Source organism: Streptomyces sp. NBC_01142, assembly GCF_026341125.1.
Lineage (GTDB): Bacteria > Actinomycetota > Actinomycetes > Streptomycetales > Streptomycetaceae > Streptomyces.
Genome location: NZ_JAPEOR010000001.1, coordinates 3,069,653 through 3,089,947, shown reverse-complemented (window position 1 = coordinate 3,089,947; position 20,295 = coordinate 3,069,653). Strand labels below are relative to the sequence as shown.

The following is a 20,295-nucleotide window of genomic DNA, read 5'->3' as shown; positions in this document are numbered from 1 at the left end:
CTGCTCCTCGTGATACGCCGCTCAGCGACGCCCGGCCGGGTCCTCGCCGCTCCAGGCGACGACAGCCCGGCCGGGACCGGTGGCCCGGTCGCCGGCCTCCAGCGCGCTGCTCAGAGCCGTGTCGACCTCGCGCAGCCGCGTCTCGATGCCGTCGATCAGCACGCGGGCCCGCTCCAGAGCGGTGAGGTGGCTGCCGTCCGCCTGGGCGGCATCCTCGAACGAAGCCATCGCCTCCATGAGTCGCCGGTTGGCGTCGGCATGAGCACCCAGTTCCGCCAATCGCACCTCGTGCTCCGCCAGCCGGGAGGAGGCCGCGGTCACGTCCGCTTCGGCGCCCGCCAGCGACTCCTCCGCCGCGGCCAGTTCCGCCTGTTTGCGCGCGGCCCCTTCCAGCGCCGTACACACCGAGGGGGCGAGTCGCGACAGCTGATCCTGTGTCAGCCGAAGAAGCTCGGCACTTCCGCGCTCCAGGGTCGGCTCTGTACCGTTCGCCCGCTCCCGCAGCAGCAGAAGTCGTTCCTCGACGACGCGGCGCTGCCCCTCGACCTCGTCAAGTACCTCGACCAGCCGTTCCAGGCGGCGCAGTTCGGCTACTTGCGCCCGCAGCGCCTCGTGTTCCGCGAGCCGGTCCCGCAGCTCGGCCTCGTCCTTGGCCGCCGCGTCCATCTGCTGCCTGCACGCGGCAATCCGCTGCCGCACCTGCGCAATCTCACGCTCCCGCTGCTCGACGTACTCCCCCACATCCGGGCCCGGATCCGCTGCCGCGAGCAGCCCGGGTACGGCCCGCGACACGGCCTCGGTCTCACTGAGCGCGTCATCCAGGAGAAACACCGCCTCGACGGGGGCCGTCGCGGACTGCTCCCGTGACAGTCGGCCCATGGCCTGGGCCGACCACGTCAGGCTCCAGCGCAGGGCGTGGAGGGCGTCGAGGTCGTCACCGCGCTCCACCGCCTCGGCAAGCCGTTCCTTCGCTTCCTCGCTCAACGTCCTGCCTCCGTAGTCGTCACGCCGCGGCCGACGGGCCCGCCGAGCGGCAGCAGAACAGACTCCCCGCCTCCCACCGGACGGAGGACCAGCACTCCGAACCCGGTTCCCGCCGGATGCAGTCCCACGTGGACACTGCCCGCAGGCAGTCCAGGGCACGGCAGTTCGAGGACTCGGTACGGCCCCTGCCCGTACTCCTGTACGTCGATCCCGAGCCGGAAGCCGCTCGCCGTGGGCATGTCCACGGTCAGGGGTTCGCCTCCGGCCGTCACCGTCATGGGCACGGCCGCTCCGGTCACGGTGAGCGGGATGCGCACTTCCGCCGGCCTGCCGCGGCGGAGCCGGTGGGCGAACAGGCTCAGCGAGTGCCGGGCCGTCTCGGGCGCCCGGACCGCGCCTTGGGCGATCCGCAGCGCGCCGAGCGCTGTCGCATGAGGATCGAGCACCTGCGGGCCCGGCTCCGGCACGGGGTCACGGAGTGAGTCCCGTACGGCGACGAGCGCCAAGGGATGGGCGTTCAGGTCACCACTCACCAGGACTCGGTGCTCTGCCGACGGCCGGGGACCGGGGGGACACCGGTCGAGAAGGCCCGTGACCGTAGCCCGAAGGGCCTCCGCGACCGATTCGAAGTCATCGATGACCGCTCCGGCCGTCATGGTCCTGCGTCCCTCCGCGGTCTCACAGGCATGCACCGGGGCGGCTCGGTAGCGCGGAAAGGTCCTTGCACGGGCGAGCAGCAGAGCGGCCCTTCGCCCACGGTCACTCCCGGCATCCCGATGGGCCCGGGCGAGGGCCACCAGCTCGGCGCCATCGCCGGATACGGGACGGCTCTCGGTGGCGACGAGACCGACGGAAGGACCGGAGACGCGGCACAGCCCCGCGCCGACCTCGTCCGTGCCGATGCGCAACACCAGCCGGTCGGGGCATGCGGCGGGAAGGTCCTGAGCGCCGCACGCCGCGGCGGCAACCGTCTGAGGCACGAACTGACGTAAGGGAAACCCACGTTGGGCGACCAGCTCGCCGTGCAGCGCCTCCCGCCGCGCGGCACCGTCGCCGTCGCCGTCGAACCAGCTGTCCGGAACAGCGAGTACGAGACTCTCGACCCGCTCCGGAGCCCGGCGCAGAATCTCTCCAAGTCCCCTTGGCGCGAACTCCGGCGGCCGATCGCCGTCCGTGTCGCCTGTCACGACCGTCCCCGTGCCGACGTCCATGCCCACGAACACGGCCCCACCGCCCGCCCGCCGCCCCGCGCACCCGCGCGCCTTCTGTTTGGCCCGTGTTGCTCGCGCACTCACCGGTCCCGCCCAGATTACCGAGCGGCGGCCAGCTTCCGGCACTTTCCAGGAAGATGGCCTCATTTCAGAATCCGTGCCGATGATACGGACTACACTCGTGGCGCACTTCGGCCGAGGGGGCCGACACCGGGGCGACGGGGGCGGGCGTATGAGCGATCTGGTGCGGTTCGAGACGCGGGACGGCTCGGCGATGATCGTGGAGGTCGAGGACAGCGCGCCGGGGCTGGAGAACGTTTCGCGCAACGACAACGGCGTACTGGAGGCCGGCCGACGTCTCGACCAGATTCTTTCCGGAGCCCGGCCGACCATCGAAGCGGTGCTCGGGCTGCTGAGGGGACTGGCGCCCGACGAGTACGAAGTCGAGTTCGGCATCAAGCTCAACGCCGAGGCGGGCGTGGTGGTCGCCAAGACCGCCACCGAGGGGCATTTCAATGTGCGCCTCGCCTGGCAGCGGTCAGAACGGCGGGATGCCGACGGGCAGGCCGGCGCCACCGGGACAACCGGCTCCCCTGCTCCCGCAGCCACCGGCTCCACCGTGCCGGAGTGACCCGGCATGGTGCTCTGGGAGAAAGCACCCTGGCTGGTGAGCATCCGACGAGCGCATGACCGGGCGCCCAACGGCGCAGGTGTGCTCGTCACCGACCGTCATGTGCTGACCTGCGCCCATGTCACGGTCCCGAACAACCGCCGGCAGCCGCCCGAGGGTCCCCTCTTCGTTCACTTCCACCACGCAGACCCGCACGAACCCATACCCGCCGTCGTCGTCGAGGGAGGCTGGCACCCTCAGGACAGCGTCCTGCGAACGGGCGACCTGGCCGTACTGGAACTGCAGACCCCGCTGCCGGGAACCGCCGCCACCGCGCCCCTGGTATCCACCGAAAACGGGGTCTGGGGCCACCGCTTCCACGTGTACGGCTACCCGGAGGGCGATCACAGAGCGGGCGGCGTATCCGCGAACGGCACGATCAGCGGGCGGGCGGGGCCGGACTGGATCCAGCTCGAGTCGACGTCCACGCTCGGTCATGGTCTGGCCCCCGGCTTCTCCGGTTCGCCCGTGTGGGACATCACGCTCGGGGGTGTCATCGGCATCGTCGCCGCCCGTGACAAGCCCGGCGAGAAGCACGATCCCAGAACCGGGTACGCGATCCCCGTGGAAGCGCTCGCCGGATTCTGGCCGCCGCTGCGGGAGTTGATCCGCAAGCCGGTCGCCGAGGAACAGCGCGCCGAGGTCGAGAACCTGCTGGCGCTGCCGCTGCGGCCGGACGGAGAGCTGCCCAGGATCCGCGATGTCCGCATCTACGACATCGGCGTGACGCCCTCCAAGAATCTGGCACACGACCCGGACCCGCCCTATGTGCCCCGGCAGATCGAAGACGGGCTCCTCAAGAGCGCCCTGGACACCCAGCCGTTCATCCTGCTGGCCGGGGAATCCAAGGCCGGCAAGTCCCGCACTCTGATCGAACTGCTGCGTCACGCGTGCCCGGACGCCCGGCTGATCGTTCCCAAGGACACACCTTCGGCGCCCGGCGATCTCGGCAAGTTGTCGCTGCCCACCGGCGGGGACCGTGCGGTGCTCTGGCTCGACGACATCCACGAGTACCTGCGGCCGGGCGGCGTCGACCTGAAGGTCCTCGAAGCCTTCGCACGGCACCAGCCGGCCGTCACCGTGGTCGCCACGATCACCTCCGAGGCGTACAGCCGGCTCAAGGCCCCCAAGGGGGAGGTGAATCGCGCGGCACGTCAGGTGCTCGGCAAGGTGAAGCCGATCATTCTGCCCCGTCTGCTGCGCGACGAGGACCGAGCCGAGGCACAACGCCTCTATGAGCAGGAGGACTTCACCGACCGTGGCATCGGCGAACAGATGATCGCCGCGCCCCTCCTGGAGGATCGGCTCAACGGGGGCAGGGAGGAGTGCCCCGAAGGCTGGGCCGTGGTGCGCGCAGCCGTCGACTGGCAGCGGATGGGGTGCGAGGCGCCGCTCACCAAAACCGCCCTGCGCCAACTCTTCGTTCACTATCTGGCGGCGGGACCGAGTCACCGGGCCGCGACGGACGCCGCTTTCGACACCTCGCTGGACTGGGCGACCAGGAACGTGGCCGGCAGCATCGCCCTGCTGAGCGAGTACCTGGGGGGCGGGGACGACGGCGAGAACCACTACGAGGCATTCGCCTATCTGCCGGCCTACGTCGACGCCCGCGGCGACCCGGAAACCACACTCGTCCCGCGCTTTGCCTGGGATTACGCGGTGCAGTACGTACCGCCCGACGACCTGCTCGGTATCGCCTTCGCCGCGTTCACCCGCGAGGAGCCGGACATCGCCGTCAGCGCCCTGGAGCGCGCCCACGACAGCGCGGCACGCCGCGAAGTCGTCGCCTGGGCGGCTCTGATCCTGGGCGAAGTGGCGATGCGCAACGAGGACCTCGAACGCGCCAGGACGTTGCTCGAACAGGCCCATGCCTCACAATCGCCCGACGTTGTGCCGCTGGCGCAGGTCGACCTCGCCGCCCTGTTCCAACTCGTCGGAGAGACCGAGGACGCGCAGCACATGCTGGAGTTGGCGCTCGCGTCCCGCGACCCGCAAGCGGCGCCGCTGGCCCAGGCCAGTCTGGGCGGGCTGCTGCTCGCCCAGGGGGAACTCGACCGCGCACGCGAACTCCTGGAATCCGCGGTCAACTCGGGAGACCCGCAAATCGTCCCGCTCGCCGCCGCGAACCTCGGCGGACTGATCGTGCAGCGCGGTGAGATGTCCACGGCGCGTGCACCCTCCCAGGACAAGCGCGAACCGTCCGGACCGCACACAGCACCCACCTCGCCGGGACACCCGGGCAGCGCCGGCGGCGGACCTCTGAGCCTGCCGCGCGCAGTCCGTGAATCGGCGATCTCCCAGGCCGTGCCACTCGCACAGGCCAACCTCGCCGCACTCCTGATCGACACGGGCGACCTGGAACGCGCCGGCGACCTCCTGCACGCCGCCATATCCTCCGCCAACCCCCTGGTCGTACCGCTGGCCCAGGCCAGTCTGGGCGGGCTGTTCATCCAGCAGGGCGACTTCGACCAGGGCCGCGAGCTCCTCGAATCCGCCGTCCGTTCGGACAACCTCTTCGCAGCGCAGCATGCCGAGGTCACCCTCGGCTGGCTGCTGTGTCTGCAGGGTGAACCGGAGCAGGCCGGGGAGCACCTGGAGCGCGCCCTCGGTTTCAGCAATCCGGAAGCAGTGCTGCGCGCCCGTTGCCTGCTGGGCACAGTCCGGGCGACCGAAGGGGATCTCGAGGGCGCCGTCGAAGCACTCCAGATGGTGGTCGACTCCGGGCATCCCGGGTGGGCGGTGGCCGCCCGGGCCGATCAGGCCATGTACTGGGCGCAGGCCGGCGAATACGAGCAGGCCCGTGCCGCATTCGCCGAGATCGCCGGCTCGAACCACCCCGAACAGGGACCACGCGCCGCCGACCTGCTCGGTGACGTGCTGGCCGCCCAGGAGGACTGGGCGGGTGCCGAAACGGCGTACAGGGGGGTCATCAACTCCGGCCACCCTGTGTGGGCCTCCATCGCTCGGATGGACCTTGCAGTGATGCTCACCAGGATCGGCGACGAGCGAGGCCTCGTTATGCTGACCCGAATCGCGGACTCCGGCGAGACGGACCAGGGCCCGCGCGCCGGGGATCTGCTGGGCGACGCGCTGGCCGCCCGGGGCGACTGGACCGGAGCGGAAGCGGCTTACCGGAAGGCAATCGACTCCGGGCACGAGCACTGGGCCGCGGTCGCCCGGGTGGACCTCGCACTGATGCTGGCGGACATCGACGAGATTCCTCGGTCCGCGGCCCTGCTGGCCGAGGAGGCCGAGACGGGGTCGTCGCTCGCCGACATCGCCGCGGGCTTCCTGGGCATCCTGCGCATCCATCAGGGTCATGCCGACGAAGGCCGTGAACTCCTCGAGCGGGCCGCTGCATCGGAGTCGGCCGAGGCTGTGGACCTGGCCGGTATCCAGCTCGCGAAGCTGGCGGCCGACGCGGGTCGGCTGGACGAAGCGGCAGCGCGTTTCCAGGCCCTGCTGTCCTCCGACAGTGGCGTCGCGGCCGAGATGGCCCCGCTGGCCCGCGCCCACCTGGGCGCACTTCGGCTGCGCCGGGGCGAGGTTGACGCGGCTCTGGAACTGCTCGACGAAGCGGCCGCCTCCGACCGCCCCGATGCGGCGGCGATCGCCCTGATGGGCCGCGGTGAGTATCTGCTGGACGCCGGGGACTCCGCTGTCGCCCAGCAGTACCTGCATGCCGCACTTGACATGGACGACCCGGAAGTCTCACCCAAGGCCCTCGCCCTCATCGGGGTCGCCCTGCTCGCCGAAAACGACCTCGAGGGAGCACGGGAGGCGCTCACGGAGGCGCTCGCCTGCGAGGTGGCCGCGATCGAACCACTGGTCAGGCGCTACCTCGGCAGTGCGCTGGCCCAGCTCGACCGCTGGCCCGAGGCGCAGGAGGTACTACTGCCACTGGCCCGCTCCGACGACAGGGAACACCGGCCACAAGGTCTCGTCGTACTCGGCCAGTTGGCTGTCCTGGGGGGACGGCCCGACGAGGCACGGGAGTACTTCGAGGAAGCCGCCGCCTCGGTCGACATGGACGCCAGGGCCCAGGCGCTGCTGGCAATGGAGGATTCGGGACATGCGGTCGGACACCGGCCCCCGGCGCGTGCCCTGCCACCGAGCAGCAGTCCCTGGGACGAGCCTGCTCCAGAGTTCGCAGCGACGACATCCGGCAAGGCGGACCGGATGACCGATGCCCCGGTCGCGGCCCCTGCGGCCGCCCCTGCCCTCGGAGCGAAGGGGACGGCTGTCCTGCCCCGGCTCCCGCTCGCCCTGCTCGTCCTCTTGGGTCGGGCCGCCGAAGGAGAAGGCCTGCCCGGCGAAGCGCGTTACTGGTTCGACAAGGCCATCGCCGGCGACCAGGATGCGGATGACACCGTACTGCGCCGGGCCAGGACCCTCCTCGCGGAACTACCCACCGAACAGGCCCGGGACGCAATTGCGGGTTCGGACGACTGATCAGCCCGCCGGCACCCGCTCTGCCGAGGTGGCCGAGCTCGGCTGTGCCGGCCCGGCGGAGGTCAGCCGCCTCATGGCGCGTGCTCCCTTGCCGGACAACGTGAACGGCTTGTCGGGCGTTCGGTTCTGGTGTCGGCGCCAGCCTGCTGAGCCCGCCCGGTGCCCGGGTGTGATACTGGTGAGCTCGCCTATTCAACTATCGCCAGTTGTCGGCCTTGGCGGGACTCTTGGTGACCCTATGTGATCTTCGGTGGGGTGCCGACGCCACGCTCGTCCGGCCGGAGTGGCACAGCTTCGTGGCGGTGACTATGCCTGGTGGGTCAGGTAGTGGCAGATGTTCCTTAACGGGTCACACGCCGCGCTGGTGTCGGTGGTCGCCCGCTGCTTGGGGCCGGCGCGCCGCTGCCGCTGAGGCGGGCCGGCCCTGGCCGGCGCGCCTCAGCGGATCGGGGCGATGCCCGGGCGGTCGATCAGAAGTGCGGGTCGAGCAGCGAGCCGAAGGTGTAAGTGCGCGCCGGCTGGCGGAAGCTCGGTTCGATGAGGTACGCCGTCTCCGAACCGGGCTTGGACAGGCTGGACGTCTGCTCGTAGTAGCCGTTATGGGGGACGATGCAGTCCCTCCACGTGTAGGTGCCCGTGGCCAGGTAGATGTCGCGGGTCGGCGTGCGGCTGCCCCCGAGGATCTGCGTCCACGTGTAGGTGCCGCTGGCCAGGTACATGCTCCTGGTGGTGCACGCGCTTACGTTTGCCCCACTCGGTTCGCCGTCCAGGAACACACTCCGCGTGTTGTACGCCGTGTCGGCCGCGCTCGCCGGGCTCCCCGCGAGCGTCACGAGCGCCGTCGCCGCGGCCGCCGCGGCCGCGAACTTGCTGATCTTTCCAGCCATGCGATGTCTCCCCTGACGAATTGTTGCCCATCGGCACTCACACCATGAGTAGCGTCGGTCGCCCTGCTCAGGGCGGGGCGACCGGCCTCCCCAACTCACGCTGTGGCGCTGTCTCCAGCGGAGAATGTAGGCCCGAGGAGCGTGCGGTGGTGTTCATGGCGTGCAGGGTTTCTGTGCTCTGCGTGCCGTGGGGCGGCCAGGGACAGCGCACGGTGTTCGGTAGGGGTGATTCCGTAGGCTTCGCGGAACGCCCGGCTGAACCTGGTAGCGCTGGAGAAGCCCCAGCGGGCCGCGATCGCCTGAACGGGCTGACCGCTCAGTTCCCGGGATGCGAGGTCGGTGTGGGCGCGCTCCAGCTGGCTTCGGCGAACGCCTGCCCCAGCGGCGTCGGCCTCCCCTCGCGGCCGAACAGTACCCCGACAGCCAGGAAGGTGAAGGGAATCGACTTCGGTACGGTTCCGGGCATGCCTGATCCCCGTGACAGCTACGACTCGACCCGTCACCCCGATCTCCTGGCGTGGCTGACCGAACGACAGACCGGCTTCGAACCCTGGGCCCACGAAGCTGGAGGCGTCACCCTGTTCGACTTCTCCAACGCCTCCTTAGACGCACTGGAAGACCTGGTGAGGGAGACGTACACCAAGACGGAGGAGATCACTCAGCACCGCCGCGCCCTCTTCATCCAAGGCGCCGTGTGGTACATCGGCGAAGTCTTGTGCCGCCGCAAGGGGTGGGTATGGAAGTTCGAGCCGGACTTCGACACAGGCGAAGTACCACCGTTCTACGGCGAGACACAAGCGCCGGGACTCCTGGACACCCCCTGCGTGGGCGCACCCGCGGCCGGTCCCGGTGAGCACTGGTACCCGCTGAACACGCTACGCCGCCTGCTCGCCGAGGACGACGAGGTGGGCAATCCGATTGATGAACGGCTCGTCGGGATGGTCGAAGGCTGGTACGACGACGAGGGTGAGGACCAGGAGGACTACGAGGGCTGATGCCGCGCACCTCGCGGGCGGGGCCCGCCCTCGTCGCGGTCGCCGCTCTCGACCTCATCGGCCTCATCCTGGTCGGGCTCGCCCTCCTAGCGGCCCTGGGCTCCGCGGGGAATTGGCAACAGCTGAATAGGCGAGTCCACCCGTATCACACCCGGTGCCGCCCGGGAGGTCCGATCCCATCGGCCCCACGCGTCCGCCCGGACCGCACCCCCGCCCGGTGCCGCGCTCCCCGTCCGGGGTCAGCGCCGGCGCCTTCTCCTGCCCTTGCTCTCGGGGAGGAGGCCCTCCGCCACCAGGGACAGCCCCATGGCGAGCATCCAGACGTCCTTGGCCAGGACCACCCCCTGTTCCGTGGGGCGCAGACTGCCTTCCTGGCGCATACCGGGCGTCCGCAGATACAAGCCGACCAGGCCGGACGAGAAAGCAGTCAGGGCAGCACCCCCGACAGCGGGCGGGACCACGGGCAGCAGCAGTACCGCGCTCAGCGCGAGCTCCGCCTTGCCCAGCAGCCCTGCGAACTGCTGCGGATCGAGCTTGCCCAGGAACGGGTAGGTGGTGGCGGCGAATCCCTGCAGCTGTGCGGCAGCCTCCTCGTCCGCCTTCAACTTGGTGAGCCCGGAATTGAGGATGAAAGCCCCTGCGCTCAGCCTGAGCGGCAGTTGCCGGGCCGCGGACCGCCGGTTCATCGCAGACCTCCTGACGGTGTGTCATCCAGAACGGAGCCGACACGTCCCTGCGCCGCGCTGTTCCTCCGTCGCCGGACCGATCGGGTCGCCGGCTCTCGCACCGAGCGCCGTGTGGGCCGCCCTGATGAACGGCCGTCACGGCGCCGGCCGGCCCGACCGCAGGCAGCGTACTCACGCACGTGTCGCTGTCTTCACCGTCGCAAGCACGTCGGTCCCACACCTCCGCCTGCGAGGGTGAAAGCCCTCCTCGCCACTCGGCCTCCGAGCGCAGTCGGGCTTCCGTACGGGCCGTCGGCAGCCACCGGTGGTCCTCTGTCCGCTCAATTCCAGCGGGACTCTCCTTTCGGCGAGGAGAACAAACGGCGGTACAAGTTCCCCTGTGGCGACCATGGACGGCCGGCGTGAGCGACGCGCTCCCCTGTCCGGCTCCCCCGTCCGGCTCCGCCGCGGTCAGCCCACGCTCAGCAGCCGCCATGCCTGGTTCTTTCCTCCGACACACGTCCACTGCTGCAGGTACGTCCCCTGCGGAGGAGCGGTCAACGCCGGGTTGTGGGCATCCAGGCACTTGTCGCTGTGGACCGAGCGCACCTGCCATTCGTTGTCAGCGCGCCGCTCCAGGTACCACTTCTGATTCGCTCCACCGTGGCAGGGCCACTGAATCACCCTGGCGCCGTCGTCCTTGCTCCAGGCCGCCACATCCAGGCACTTGCCGCTGTGCCGCGCCACGATCTCGAAGCTGTTCTGGAAGGCGAGGCCGTTGCCCTTCCGCCGGAAGTCGAATTCCTGGTGCCCGCCGCCCACTCTCTCCCAGACGACGAGCCCGGTGCCGTCCGCGGTGCTGGCGTTGGAGACGTCGGCCACGAGGACATGAAGTCCGTCGCGCTCTCTCGTGTCGGAACTCTTGATGAGGTAGTCGTTCCCCGGGAACGCGAACGGGTGGGGGACGTAGTTGCCGGCATCCGTCCGGTCCCGGGTGGCCGCCCAGTTGATCGGTGCCCGCTCGTTGTCCTTGCGCGCCTGCTCGCGCACTCCGGGGTCCACACACACGCGGTCACCCGGTACGGCCGCGCGCGGAACGAAGCCGGCCACGCAGGTGTCGGAGTTCCCTTCGCGCAGGCTCGGACCCCTTTCGTTCTCGGCCCGTGTCTGAGTGCGTGTCTGGTAGGGGACGCACACGTGGTCCTCGGGCGTCGCTTCACGCCAGACCGTGCCCTGCACACACGTGTCGGGGCCGTACGGACCCGCAGCCGGCGCGGCGGACGCCTCCGCATGCGCTTGGGTGGTGCACAGGGCGGCGGTGACCAGGAGCCCGGCCGCAAGTAGTGCGGGCTTGGCGCGCGGCAGTTTCCGTGCAGCAACGCCCGCCTCGGGGAGTGGATGGAACTCTGTGGATCGCCGGTTCACTTCGAGCACGAGTCTGCCCACCTTGCACCTGCGGGACATGCCGAAACTGGACTCGGCGCCGGCTCATGGCTTCCCTGCGCGGCGCATTCCGTCGTGCGTCTTCTCCCTCACCTGACATGGTGCGCGCGAATGCTGCCATGTGCATCCCCAGCCCATCCTGTGGGCGCCAACTCCGGCGAGGCCGAGAAGAGGTACGAGGAGGTCCGGTCGAAGCACACGGCCGGCCACCAGGCCCTGGGGTGATGGAATCTGACTGTGCGTAAGGCACCGCCACACGGTGAACCGCTTCGGGTCACACACCGCGGAGGACCCGCTTCGGCAGCCACCGACCGGGCGGCAGACGGAGCGCAGCGGCGCAGCCACAACGGGCGCCGCCCCGGCCGGGCGGATGCCGGCCGGGGCGGAACAGGTGAAACGCTCACCTGCAACAGCCTTCGTTCGTGTCAGCCGAGGGTCGCCAGGGCCTGGGTGAAGGTCGTCGACGGACGCATGACGGCCGAGGCCTTGGACGCGTCGGGCTGGTAGTAGCCGCCGATCTCGGCGGGCGAGCCCTGCACCGCGATCAGCTCGTCGACGATGGTCTGCTCCTGCTCGCTCAGCGTCTTGGCGAGAGCGGCGAACGCCTCCGCGAGCTGCGCGTCGTCGGTCTGCTTCGCCAGCTCCTGCGCCCAGTAGAGCGCCAGGTAGAAGTGGCTGCCGCGGTTGTCGATGCCACCCAGCTTGCGGCTCGGCGACTTGTCCTCGTTGAGGAAGGTGCCGGTCGCGCGGTCCAGGGTGTCGGCGAGTACCTGGGCGCGCGCGTTGCCCGTGGTCTGCGCGAGGTGCTCGAAGCTGACCGCGAGCGCGAGGAACTCGCCCAGGCTGTCCCAGCGCAGGTAGTTCTCCTTGACGAGCTGCTGGACGTGCTTGGGCGCGGAGCCGCCGGCACCGGTCTCGAACAGTCCGCCACCGTTCATGAGCGGGACGACCGAGAGCATCTTCGCGCTCGTGCCGAGCTCGAGGATCGGGAACAGGTCGGTCAGGTAGTCACGCAGTACGTTGCCGGTGACCGAGATCGTGTCCTCGCCCCGGCGGATCCGCTCGAGGGAGAACGCGGTCGCGTCGACCGGCGGCATGATCTCGATCTGCAGACCGTCGGTGTCGTGGTCGGCGAGGTAGGACTTGACCTTCGCGATGAGGGTCGCGTCGTGCGCGCGGCCCTCGTCCAGCCAGAACACCGCCGGGTCGCCGGTCGCGCGGGCGCGGGTGACGGCGAGCTTGACCCAGTCCTGGATCGGCAGGTCCTTGGTCTGGCACATGCGGAAGATGTCGCCGGCGCCCACCGCCTGCTCGAGCACGACGTTGCCGTCACCGTCGACGACCCGCACCGTGCCCGTGGCGGGGATCTCGAAGGTCTTGTCGTGGCTGCCGTACTCCTCGGCCTTCTGCGCCATCAGACCGACGTTGGGTACCGAGCCCATCGTCGACGGGTCGTAGGCGCCGTTCGCACGGCAGTCGTCGATCACGACCTGGTAGATGCCGGCGTAGCTGCTGTCGGGGAGGACCGCGAGGGTGTCGGCCTCCTGGCCGTCCGGACCCCACATGTGACCGGAGGTGCGGATCATGGCCGGCATGGAGGCGTCGACGATGACATCGCTCGGCACGTGCAGGTTGGTGATGCCGCGGTCGGAGTCGACCATCGCCAGCGCGGGGCCCTCGGCGATCTCGGCCTCGAAGGAAGCCTTGATCTCCGCGCCCTCGGACAGCGACTCCAGGCCCTTGAGGATGCCGCCGAGTCCGTCGTTCGGGCTCAGGCCGGCCGCGGCGAGCGTGTCACCGTGCGCGGCGAACGTCTTCGGGAAGAAGGCGCGCACCACGTGGCCGAAGACGATCGGGTCGGAGACCTTCATCATCGTGGCCTTGAGGTGCACCGAGAACAGCACGCCCTCGGCCTTGGCACGGGCGACCTGCGCCGTGAGGAACTCGCGCAGCGGCGCGACACGCATGACGGACGCGTCCACGACCTCGCCCGCGAGGACGGGCACCGACTCGCGCAGGACGGTGGTGCTGCCGTCGTCCCCGGCGAGCTCGATGCGCAGCGAGCCGGCCTCGGCGATCACGGCGGACTTCTCGGTGGAGCGGAAGTCGTCGGCGTCCATGTGCGCGACGTTCGTCTTCGACTCGGACGTCCACGCGCCCATGCGGTGCGGGTGCGCCTTGGCGTAGTTCTTGACCGACGCCGGGGCGCGCCGGTCGGAGTTGCCCTCGCGCAGCACCGGGTTCACGGCGCTGCCCTTGGTCTTGTCGTAACGCGCGCGGACGTCCTTGTCCTCGTCGGTCTTCGGGTCGTCCGGGTAGTCCGGCAGCGCGTAGCCCTGCTGCTGCAGCTCGGCGATCGCCGCCTTCAGCTGCGGGATCGAGGCCGAGATGTTCGGCAGCTTGATGATGTTGGCCCCGGGCGTCTTGGCCAGCTCACCGAGCTCGGCGAGCGCGTCATCGATGCGCTGGCTCGCCTCAAGACGCTCAGGGAAACTGGCGATGATCCGCCCCGCCAGAGAGATGTCACGGCTCTCCACAGTGACCCCGGCGGTCGAGGCGTACGCCTCGACCACAGGCAGGAACGAATAGGTCGCCAGGGCAGGGGCCTCGTCGGTGTGCGTATAGATGATGGTCGAGTCAGTCACCGGGTGCTCCGCTCCACGTTCTGCAACATTGCTCGACATCAAGATATCCGGCGATCGCCCCCCTCTCGACAGGGCCCTGCCCCTACCGGCGGCACAAACACGTCGTCTCGTCGCGGCAGTGGATGGTCCGGCCCCGTGTGCGCGGGGAGCGGAGTCCGTGACCTGCGGCGCTGCGCCCCCCTCTCCCTGGTACGGCGAGGCGGGCGAGCTGCCTGCTCACCGGGCGCGGAGTGGGGGTGAGGCCCTCTCGGTCGACCAGGTACCACCCCCGGGCACGGGCGGGCTCGGTTGCCATCGGCGACATTCGGCACGTGAACGGCTCCGCCGCGATGCGTTCCCTCATGCCACGTCTCACTGTGCGGACCGGGCGTCTCACACATCGGCCCCGGGTGCCATGCCGATGCGGCATCCCGACCGCGGTCCGGATGTTCGCCGTGCCGCGCTCTGGAGCGGAAGCGCTGTGGCGTGCCGTCGCTTTTCGGACACGCACCCGAGGGTGGCGCCAGGGGGCCGGGTACCGCTCTCGGCAGCGCAGCCCGGACCGGCCGTATTCACCGCTCATCACTGACGCCGATCCCTTGAAGTTCTGTCGAGCCACCGTGAGGCTCGAGCCACGCGAACCTCTCGGTGCACACCGCCGGGACGCAGTCGCCCGAGCGCGCGGCTCGGCGTGTTCTGCACCACAGCCGGGACCGGCCCGGAGGCCGGCCTTGTCAGTGGTGTCGCGGCGATGAGTGCTGTCTCAAAATCCTGTTGTCCCCTGCTCGCTCGTGTCAGCAGAATCGCACTGCTGCACGACAAGTCATCCCGGACCAGGGCATGAGGAGCAGTTGTTGAGCACCAGCACCAGCAGCACGTGGGCGTACGACGGCAAGCGCTACCGGATGTACCGATTCCCTTCCGATGTCCAACAGGAACTGAACACCCTCAACCGGGCCGACAACTGGCATGTGTTCCTCGCCTGGGCCGAGGACGTGTTCTGGATGGCGCTGTCCGTCGCTGTCTGCGTGTACGGCTCCTACTGGCTCTATCCGCTCGCGGCGCTGATCATCGGCGCCCGCCAGCGCGGTCTGTCCACCTTGCTGCACGACTGCGCCCACGGCGTGGGCGTCGCGGACAAGCGGCTGCAGATGTTCGCCGGGACGGTGCTCACCGCGTACCCGATCTTCCAGCAGCACTACGCCTACAAGGTCTCGCACGTCTTCACCCACCACCCCAAGCTGGGCAGCCCCGACGGCGACCCCGATCTGCGGTTCTTCATCGAGCAGGGCGCCTACCGCAAGGCCGCGACGCGCAACTATGTGCGCCGGGTGGTCATCCTCCCGCTGCTGGGGTCACAGACCTGGGCCTATCTGCGGTATCTGGTGCGCAACCGGTACCGGGTACTCAAGGGAGTGGACACGCGGGCCGAGGCCTCCTCACCGGTGCAGCGGCGCAAGCGTGCGCTGGACCGCGCGGGATTCTGGCTGTTCTGGGCCGCCGTCGTCGGGCTCGCCTGGTACGGAGGCTGGCTGCTGGGCCTGCTGCTGTTCTGGGTGGTTCCGTACCTCACCAGCTTCCAGATCCTGGGCTGGTACATCGAACTCTCCGAACACACCCCGCTGGTGCGTGACTCCAACGTCGATCTGTATATGACGCGCAACCGCAAGAGCCGCACCTGGGAGAAGTTCCTGACGGGCATTCACAACGACAACTACCACCTGGAGCACCACCTCGACCCCCGTACGCCCTTCTGGAACCTGCACAAGACACGCCTGGTCCGGTTACGGGACCCCAACTATGCGGCTGTCGATGGTGCGTTGGGCGGGCTGTTCCACCGTGGTCCCGAAGGCCAGCCGAGCACCATGTCGGAGATCGTCCGTTCCATGACCCGTACCGAGGCCACGCCCGGGAACCAGATCCAAGAAGGACGCGATGTCGCAGCGTGACCGGGAGACTCCCGCAGCCAAGGACTTCACCAGGCCCGAATCGGCTGCTGTGCACGGCGGTTCGCAGGCGCGGATGGGCCTCACGCCGCCGGTGGTGACGCCGATCTTCCAGACCGCCGCGTACGAACTGCCCAGTACCGCTGTCGCGGCAGGCATCTTCGATCTCCTTCAGGACGGGCACGCCTACACCCGGCTGAACAATCCGACATGCGACGTCCTCGAAGAGCGGATGGCCGCGATCGACGGCGCGGCCGCGGGACTCGCCGTCGCGTCCGGCCAGGCCGCCGTCAGTCTCGCGCTGCTCAACCTCTGCCAGGCCGGGGACAACATCGTCAGCTCCAACGAGCTCTACGGCGGCACCTGGAACCTGCTGGCGAACACCTTCGCCCGGTTCGGGATCGAGACGCGGTTCGTCAGCCCCGAGGACCCGGCGAACTTCGCGGCTGCCACCGACGACCGCACCCGCTGCTACTTCGGCGAGAGCCTGCCCAACCCCCGCCTGCGGCTGTTCCCGATCGAGGAGGTCGCCGAGGCGGCCGAGGCCCACGGTCTGCCGCTCGTCCTCGACAACACGATGCTGCCGTACGTCCTGCGGCCGATCGAGTTCGGGGCGCACATCCTGGTGTACTCGGCGACCAAGTACATCGGCGGCCACGGTTCCAGCCTCGGCGGGCTGATCGTGGACGCGGGCACCTTCGACTGGGACCGGCATGCCGGCCGGCACCCGCTGATGACCACTCCCGACAAGGCGCACGGCGGCGTCGTGTGGACCCGCACCGGGAGGGAGCTGAGCGGCGCGCTCGGGCGCAGCTCCTATCTGCTCAAGGCCCGCGAGACACTGTTGCGCGATCTCGGGCCGTGTCTGAGCCCGTTCAACGCCTTTCTTCTGCTCCAGGGGCTGGAGACACTCCCCCTCCGTATGCGCGTGCACGGCGAGAACTCCGCCCGGGTGGCCGCCTTCCTGCACGGCCATCCGCTGGTGGAGCAGGTCCTCCACCCCAGCCTGGCCGAGGGCGAGGAGGGCGCTCGCGTCCGCCGTTATCTGCGCGGCAACTGCGGTCCGCTGGTGCAGTTCGAGGTCACGGGCGGACGGGAGGCAGGCAGCCGGTTCATCGAGGCACTGCGTCTGATCTCCCACGTCACCAACATCGGGGACGTCCGGTCCATGGCGACGCACCCCGCGTCCACCACGCACGCGCAGCTCCCGGAGGCGGAGCAGATCGCCGCCGGGGTCACTCAGGGGTCGATCCGGCTGGCGGTCGGCGTCGAGCACATCGACGATCTGCTCGCCGATCTCGACCAGGCCCTGAAGGCGATATGAGCACACCGCTGGTCGCCCTCGCCTGCGTCACCGAAGACATCGGCCGAGTGCCGCACGCGGCGGTGCGCCAGGTGTATGTCTCCGCTCTCGAGGAGGTCGCGGGCTGCGCGGTCGCCCTGGTGCAGGGTCCGGCGGCCTGGCTGCCCGCCGTGCTCGACCGGTTCGACGGAGTCGTACTCGGCGGACACGAGTCCAATGTCGCGCCCGAGCGGTTCGGAAGCCCGCCCGCGCCGGGCCCACGCGCCCCGGAACGGGACGAGCTGGCGCTGTCCCTGCTCCCCCGGGCCGTAGAAGCAGGCATTCCCGTACTCGGCATCTGCCGCGGGCTGCAGGAGCTCAATGTGGCGTACGGCGGAACGCTGCGGGACATCGGCGCGCTGCCGCTCGGTGCGGGCCACCGCGAGGACCTGACGCTGCCCAGGGACGAGCAGTACCTGCCGCGGCACGACATCGCTCTGACTCCCGGCGGTCTGCTGCGCGAGATCACCGGCCAGGACTCCGTACGGGTCAACTCCCTGCACCAGCAGGCGATCGACCGACTCGCGCCGGGGCTGCGCCGTGAGGCCACGACGGCCGACGGCGTCATCGAGGCCGTCTCGGCGACGGACGCGGCCGCCTTCTGTCTCGCCGTGCAGTGGCATCCGGAGTGGTACGCCTCCTCGGATCCGGTCTCCAAGCCGCTGTTCACCGCCTTCGGCGCGGCTGCCGCCGAACGCGCCGGGAGGCGCGGGTGACGGACACCCCTCACCGCCCGGAACGCGCGCTGCTTTTCGGCGCGGACCGTCCGCTGCGCCTCGCGTCGGGCGGGACCCTCACCGATGTCCCGGTGGCCTTCGAACGGTACGGACCGCCGGACCCCACGGGCCGCAACACGGTCTTCATCTGCCATGCGCTGACCGGTGATTCGCATGTGACCCGGCACGACGAGGACGACGCGCCCGGATGGTGGGAGGCGATGGTGGGGCCCGGCCGGCCGATCGACACACGGCGTTTCCATGTGGTGTGCGCCAATGTGCTCGGCGGCTGTTCGGGCACCCTGGGGCCGGCCCCCGGCGCCAGGGGCGACGGCCCCGCGGGCGCACCGTTCCCGCAGGTGACGGTTGCCGACATGGTCGCTGTCCACCGCGAGTTGCTGCGCCACCTGGGTGTCCCGCGGCTGCACGCCGTCATCGGCGGTTCGCTCGGCGGTATGCAGGTTCTCGAATGGCTGCTGCGCCACCCGCGGGACGCCCGCCAGTACGGGCTGATCGCCACCTCGGCACAGCTGACCACCGACAACCTGGCGTACAACGCGATCGGGCGGGCCGCCATCCGCAGCGACCCGCGCTTCCGTGGCGGGGCCTATGCCGCCGACGACGGCCCGGCAGTGGGGCTGGGAATCGCCCGGATGGTCGGCCATCTCACCTATATGTCGGGGGATTCACTGCAGGCCAAGTTCGGGCGCGATCTCTCGCCGCCGGGCGGCGCCGATGCGGGGACGGTCCCGGCCTGGGGGCCGTACTCCGTGGAGCGCTATCTGGAGCATCAGGCGGACAAGCTCGTCGCGCGCTTCGACGCGAACAGCTATCTCGCCCTGACCACGGCCATGGACCTGTTCGACGCCTTCGCCACGCCGTGCGACCTGGTCACGGCTGCCGACCCGGATGTGCGTCTCTTCAGTTTCGAGTCCGACCGGCTGTACGGGATCGACCACAGCCGCCACATCCTCGAGCATCTGACCAAGGCCGGGGTCCGCTGTGCGCACTTCCACGAGGAGACCTCCCGGGGCGGGCACGACGCCTTCCTGATGGAGGTCCCGGCGTACCTGGACGCGGTGGCAGAGTGGCTCGCCACCCCCGCACTCGGGAGCACCCATGACATCGACGCGTGACAGCCCGCGCCCCTTCGCGCGCAAGCCCGGCCGCTTCTCGCGCGGGGCCGGTACGGTCATCCAGCGCCCGCTGATTCCCGACCGGCCCGCCCGGCGGATGTCGCAACTGCTGTTCGGCCTGGTCCTGTACGGCGTCAGCGACGCGATGGTGATCCAGTCCGGTCTCGGTGTCGAGCCGTGGGACGCGCTGAGTCAGGGGCTGTCGCGGACGGTCGGCCTTGGCATCGGCATGTGGACCAACATCATCGGCGCGCTGGTGCTTCTGCTGTGGATCCCCCTGCGCACCAAGCCCGGTCTGGGCACGGTGTGCAATGTGCTGCTGGTGGGCACGGTCATGGACATCTTCATGGCCTGGACCCCCGTCCCGGAGGCCATGTGGCTGCGCTGGACGGTGCTGATCGCGGGTGTCGTTCTCAACGGCGTCGCCACCGGCGCCTATATCGGCGCGGGACTGGGACCCGGCCCCCGCGACGGTCTGATGACCGGCTGGGCGGCGCGCGGCCACTCCATCCGCGGGGTCCGCTGGGTCATCGAACTGACCGTACTGGTCATCGGCTTTCTGCTGGGGGCCACGCTCGGCATCGGCACGGTCATCTACGCCGTCGCGATCGGCCCGCTGGCGCAGATGTTCATCCCCATGCTGGAGGTGAAGGGCCCGGTTCCCGCCCCGGCTCCTGACGCGGCCCCGGACCCCACCACGACCCCGGCCACAAACCCGGATCCGGATCCGGATCCTGCAACGTAGTCGCAACGGGCCGGATGGTCCCATGGAATCCGGCCGACCGGCCGGCCGCGCGCTCCTCCTCCCGCACCTCGGTCTCTTCCAGGAGTCGCCCATGTCCCAGGCTCCCCGTGTGGAACTCACCCCCGCGGCCGCCGCGATGCTGCGGCAACTGCGGGAGACCCACGGCCCGTTGATGTTCCACCAGTCCGGCGGCTGCTGCGACGGCAGCTCGCCCATGTGCTACCCGGACGGTGAGTTCCGTACGGGGGCGTCCGACGTCCTCCTCGAATCCCTTCGGGTGGAGGGCGTCGAGGAGCCCGTCTCCTTCTGGATGTCGGTCAGCCAGTACGAGGTGTGGTCGCACACCCGGCTGATCGTGGACGTGGTCGAGGGCCGGGGCAGCGGGTTCTCGCTGGAGGCGCCAGAAGGGGTCCGCTTCCTCATTCGGTCCCGGCTGGCCGACGATCCGGCGCAGTCGTGACCGTCGACGCGGTCGTGGT

The 20,295-nt window shown here is 69.8% G+C and carries 17 protein-coding genes; 9 read left to right on the top strand and 8 right to left on the bottom strand.

All coding sequences use genetic code 11. The features are described 5' to 3' along the window. Positions 1 to 21 precede the first annotated feature (21 nt). Together OG883_RS14010 and OG883_RS14005 are read right to left on the bottom strand one after the other, a co-directional pair. Complete coding sequence (locus tag OG883_RS14010) at positions 22 to 984, bottom strand: hypothetical protein (protein WP_266539869.1); 963 nt, start codon at positions 982 to 984, stop codon at positions 22 to 24. Continuing rightward, positions 981 to 2,171 carry a hypothetical protein gene (locus OG883_RS14005; protein ID WP_266539867.1) on the bottom strand — a complete coding sequence of 397 codons (1,191 nt, stop codon included), beginning with the start codon at positions 2,169 to 2,171 and terminating at the stop codon, positions 981 to 983. Before OG883_RS14005 ends, OG883_RS14010 begins: the two co-directional genes overlap by 4 nt. Before the next feature lie 256 nt (positions 2,172 to 2,427). On the opposite strand from OG883_RS14005, the gene OG883_RS14000 reads away from it, so the two are divergent. Both OG883_RS14000 and OG883_RS13995 read left to right on the top strand, forming a co-directional pair. Continuing rightward, positions 2,428 to 2,826, top strand: a complete 399-nt coding sequence (locus tag OG883_RS14000) for a CU044_2847 family protein (RefSeq protein WP_266539865.1) — start codon at positions 2,428 to 2,430, stop codon at positions 2,824 to 2,826. Positions 2,827 to 2,862: 36 nt separating this feature from the next. Then, entirely contained in the window at positions 2,863 to 7,317 is a 4,455-nt protein-coding gene (locus OG883_RS13995) for a tetratricopeptide repeat protein (protein WP_266539863.1), read from the top strand. Between the two features lie 470 nt (positions 7,318 to 7,787). On the opposite strand, the gene OG883_RS13990 is transcribed toward OG883_RS13995, so the two are convergent. From OG883_RS13990 to OG883_RS13980, 3 genes are all read right to left on the bottom strand, one after another. After that, positions 7,788 to 8,204, bottom strand: coding sequence for a hypothetical protein (locus tag OG883_RS13990; protein ID WP_266539861.1), 417 nt, complete (start codon positions 8,202 to 8,204; stop codon positions 7,788 to 7,790). Between the two features lie 95 nt (positions 8,205 to 8,299). Next, the gene (locus OG883_RS13985) at positions 8,300 to 8,524 is read right to left on the bottom strand and encodes a helix-turn-helix domain-containing protein (RefSeq protein ID WP_266541528.1); all 225 of its coding nucleotides are present in this window, start codon (positions 8,522 to 8,524) and stop codon (positions 8,300 to 8,302) included. Then, positions 8,521 to 8,670 (bottom strand): hypothetical protein, encoded by a 150-nt coding sequence (locus OG883_RS13980; protein WP_266541687.1) that lies wholly within the window; start codon positions 8,668 to 8,670, stop codon positions 8,521 to 8,523. The genes OG883_RS13985 and OG883_RS13980 overlap by 4 nt, the downstream gene beginning before the upstream one ends. On the opposite strand from OG883_RS13980, the gene OG883_RS13975 reads away from it, so the two are divergent. Next, on the top strand, positions 8,669 to 9,199 hold the full coding sequence (locus tag OG883_RS13975; protein ID WP_266539859.1) for a hypothetical protein: 531 nt from the start codon (positions 8,669 to 8,671) through the stop codon (positions 9,197 to 9,199). The genes OG883_RS13980 and OG883_RS13975 overlap by 2 nt on opposite strands. 239 nt (positions 9,200 to 9,438) lie before the next feature. Here OG883_RS13975 and OG883_RS13970 read toward each other — a convergent pair whose 3' ends face one another. The 3 genes from OG883_RS13970 to OG883_RS13960 form a co-directional block, all read right to left on the bottom strand. Then, positions 9,439 to 9,885 carry a DoxX family membrane protein gene (locus OG883_RS13970; protein WP_266539857.1) on the bottom strand — a complete coding sequence of 149 codons (447 nt, stop codon included), beginning with the start codon at positions 9,883 to 9,885 and terminating at the stop codon, positions 9,439 to 9,441. A 450-nt stretch (positions 9,886 to 10,335) separates the two neighbouring features. Further along, entirely contained in the window at positions 10,336 to 11,298 is a 963-nt protein-coding gene (locus OG883_RS13965; protein ID WP_266539855.1) for an RICIN domain-containing protein, read from the bottom strand. A 434-nt stretch (positions 11,299 to 11,732) separates the two neighbouring features. Continuing rightward, positions 11,733 to 13,952: an NADP-dependent isocitrate dehydrogenase gene (locus OG883_RS13960; protein ID WP_266539853.1), complete on the bottom strand. Its 2,220-nt coding sequence runs from the start codon at positions 13,950 to 13,952 to the stop codon at positions 11,733 to 11,735. Positions 13,953 to 14,785: 833 nt separating this feature from the next. Between OG883_RS13960 and OG883_RS13955 the strand changes: the two genes are divergently transcribed. From OG883_RS13955 to OG883_RS13930, 6 genes are all read left to right on the top strand, one after another. Next, positions 14,786 to 15,880, top strand: a complete 1,095-nt coding sequence (locus tag OG883_RS13955; protein WP_266539851.1) for a fatty acid desaturase family protein — start codon at positions 14,786 to 14,788, stop codon at positions 15,878 to 15,880. After that, positions 15,867 to 17,201, top strand: coding sequence for an O-acetylhomoserine aminocarboxypropyltransferase/cysteine synthase family protein (locus OG883_RS13950; protein WP_266539848.1), 1,335 nt, complete (start codon positions 15,867 to 15,869; stop codon positions 17,199 to 17,201). The genes OG883_RS13955 and OG883_RS13950 overlap by 14 nt, the downstream gene beginning before the upstream one ends. Further along, a complete protein-coding gene (locus tag OG883_RS13945; RefSeq protein WP_266539845.1) occupies positions 17,198 to 17,935 on the top strand; it encodes a gamma-glutamyl-gamma-aminobutyrate hydrolase family protein in 738 nt (245 codons plus the stop codon). Before OG883_RS13950 ends, OG883_RS13945 begins: the two co-directional genes overlap by 4 nt. Continuing rightward, positions 17,932 to 19,071 carry a homoserine O-acetyltransferase gene (locus OG883_RS13940; RefSeq protein ID WP_266539844.1) on the top strand — a complete coding sequence of 380 codons (1,140 nt, stop codon included), beginning with the start codon at positions 17,932 to 17,934 and terminating at the stop codon, positions 19,069 to 19,071. The genes OG883_RS13945 and OG883_RS13940 overlap by 4 nt, the downstream gene beginning before the upstream one ends. Next, entirely contained in the window at positions 19,055 to 19,816 is a 762-nt protein-coding gene (locus tag OG883_RS13935; protein WP_266539842.1) for a YitT family protein, read from the top strand. Before OG883_RS13940 ends, OG883_RS13935 begins: the two co-directional genes overlap by 17 nt. Before the next feature lie 91 nt (positions 19,817 to 19,907). Then, positions 19,908 to 20,276, top strand: coding sequence for a DUF779 domain-containing protein (locus OG883_RS13930; protein WP_266539840.1), 369 nt, complete (start codon positions 19,908 to 19,910; stop codon positions 20,274 to 20,276). Positions 20,277 to 20,295 lie beyond the last annotated feature (19 nt).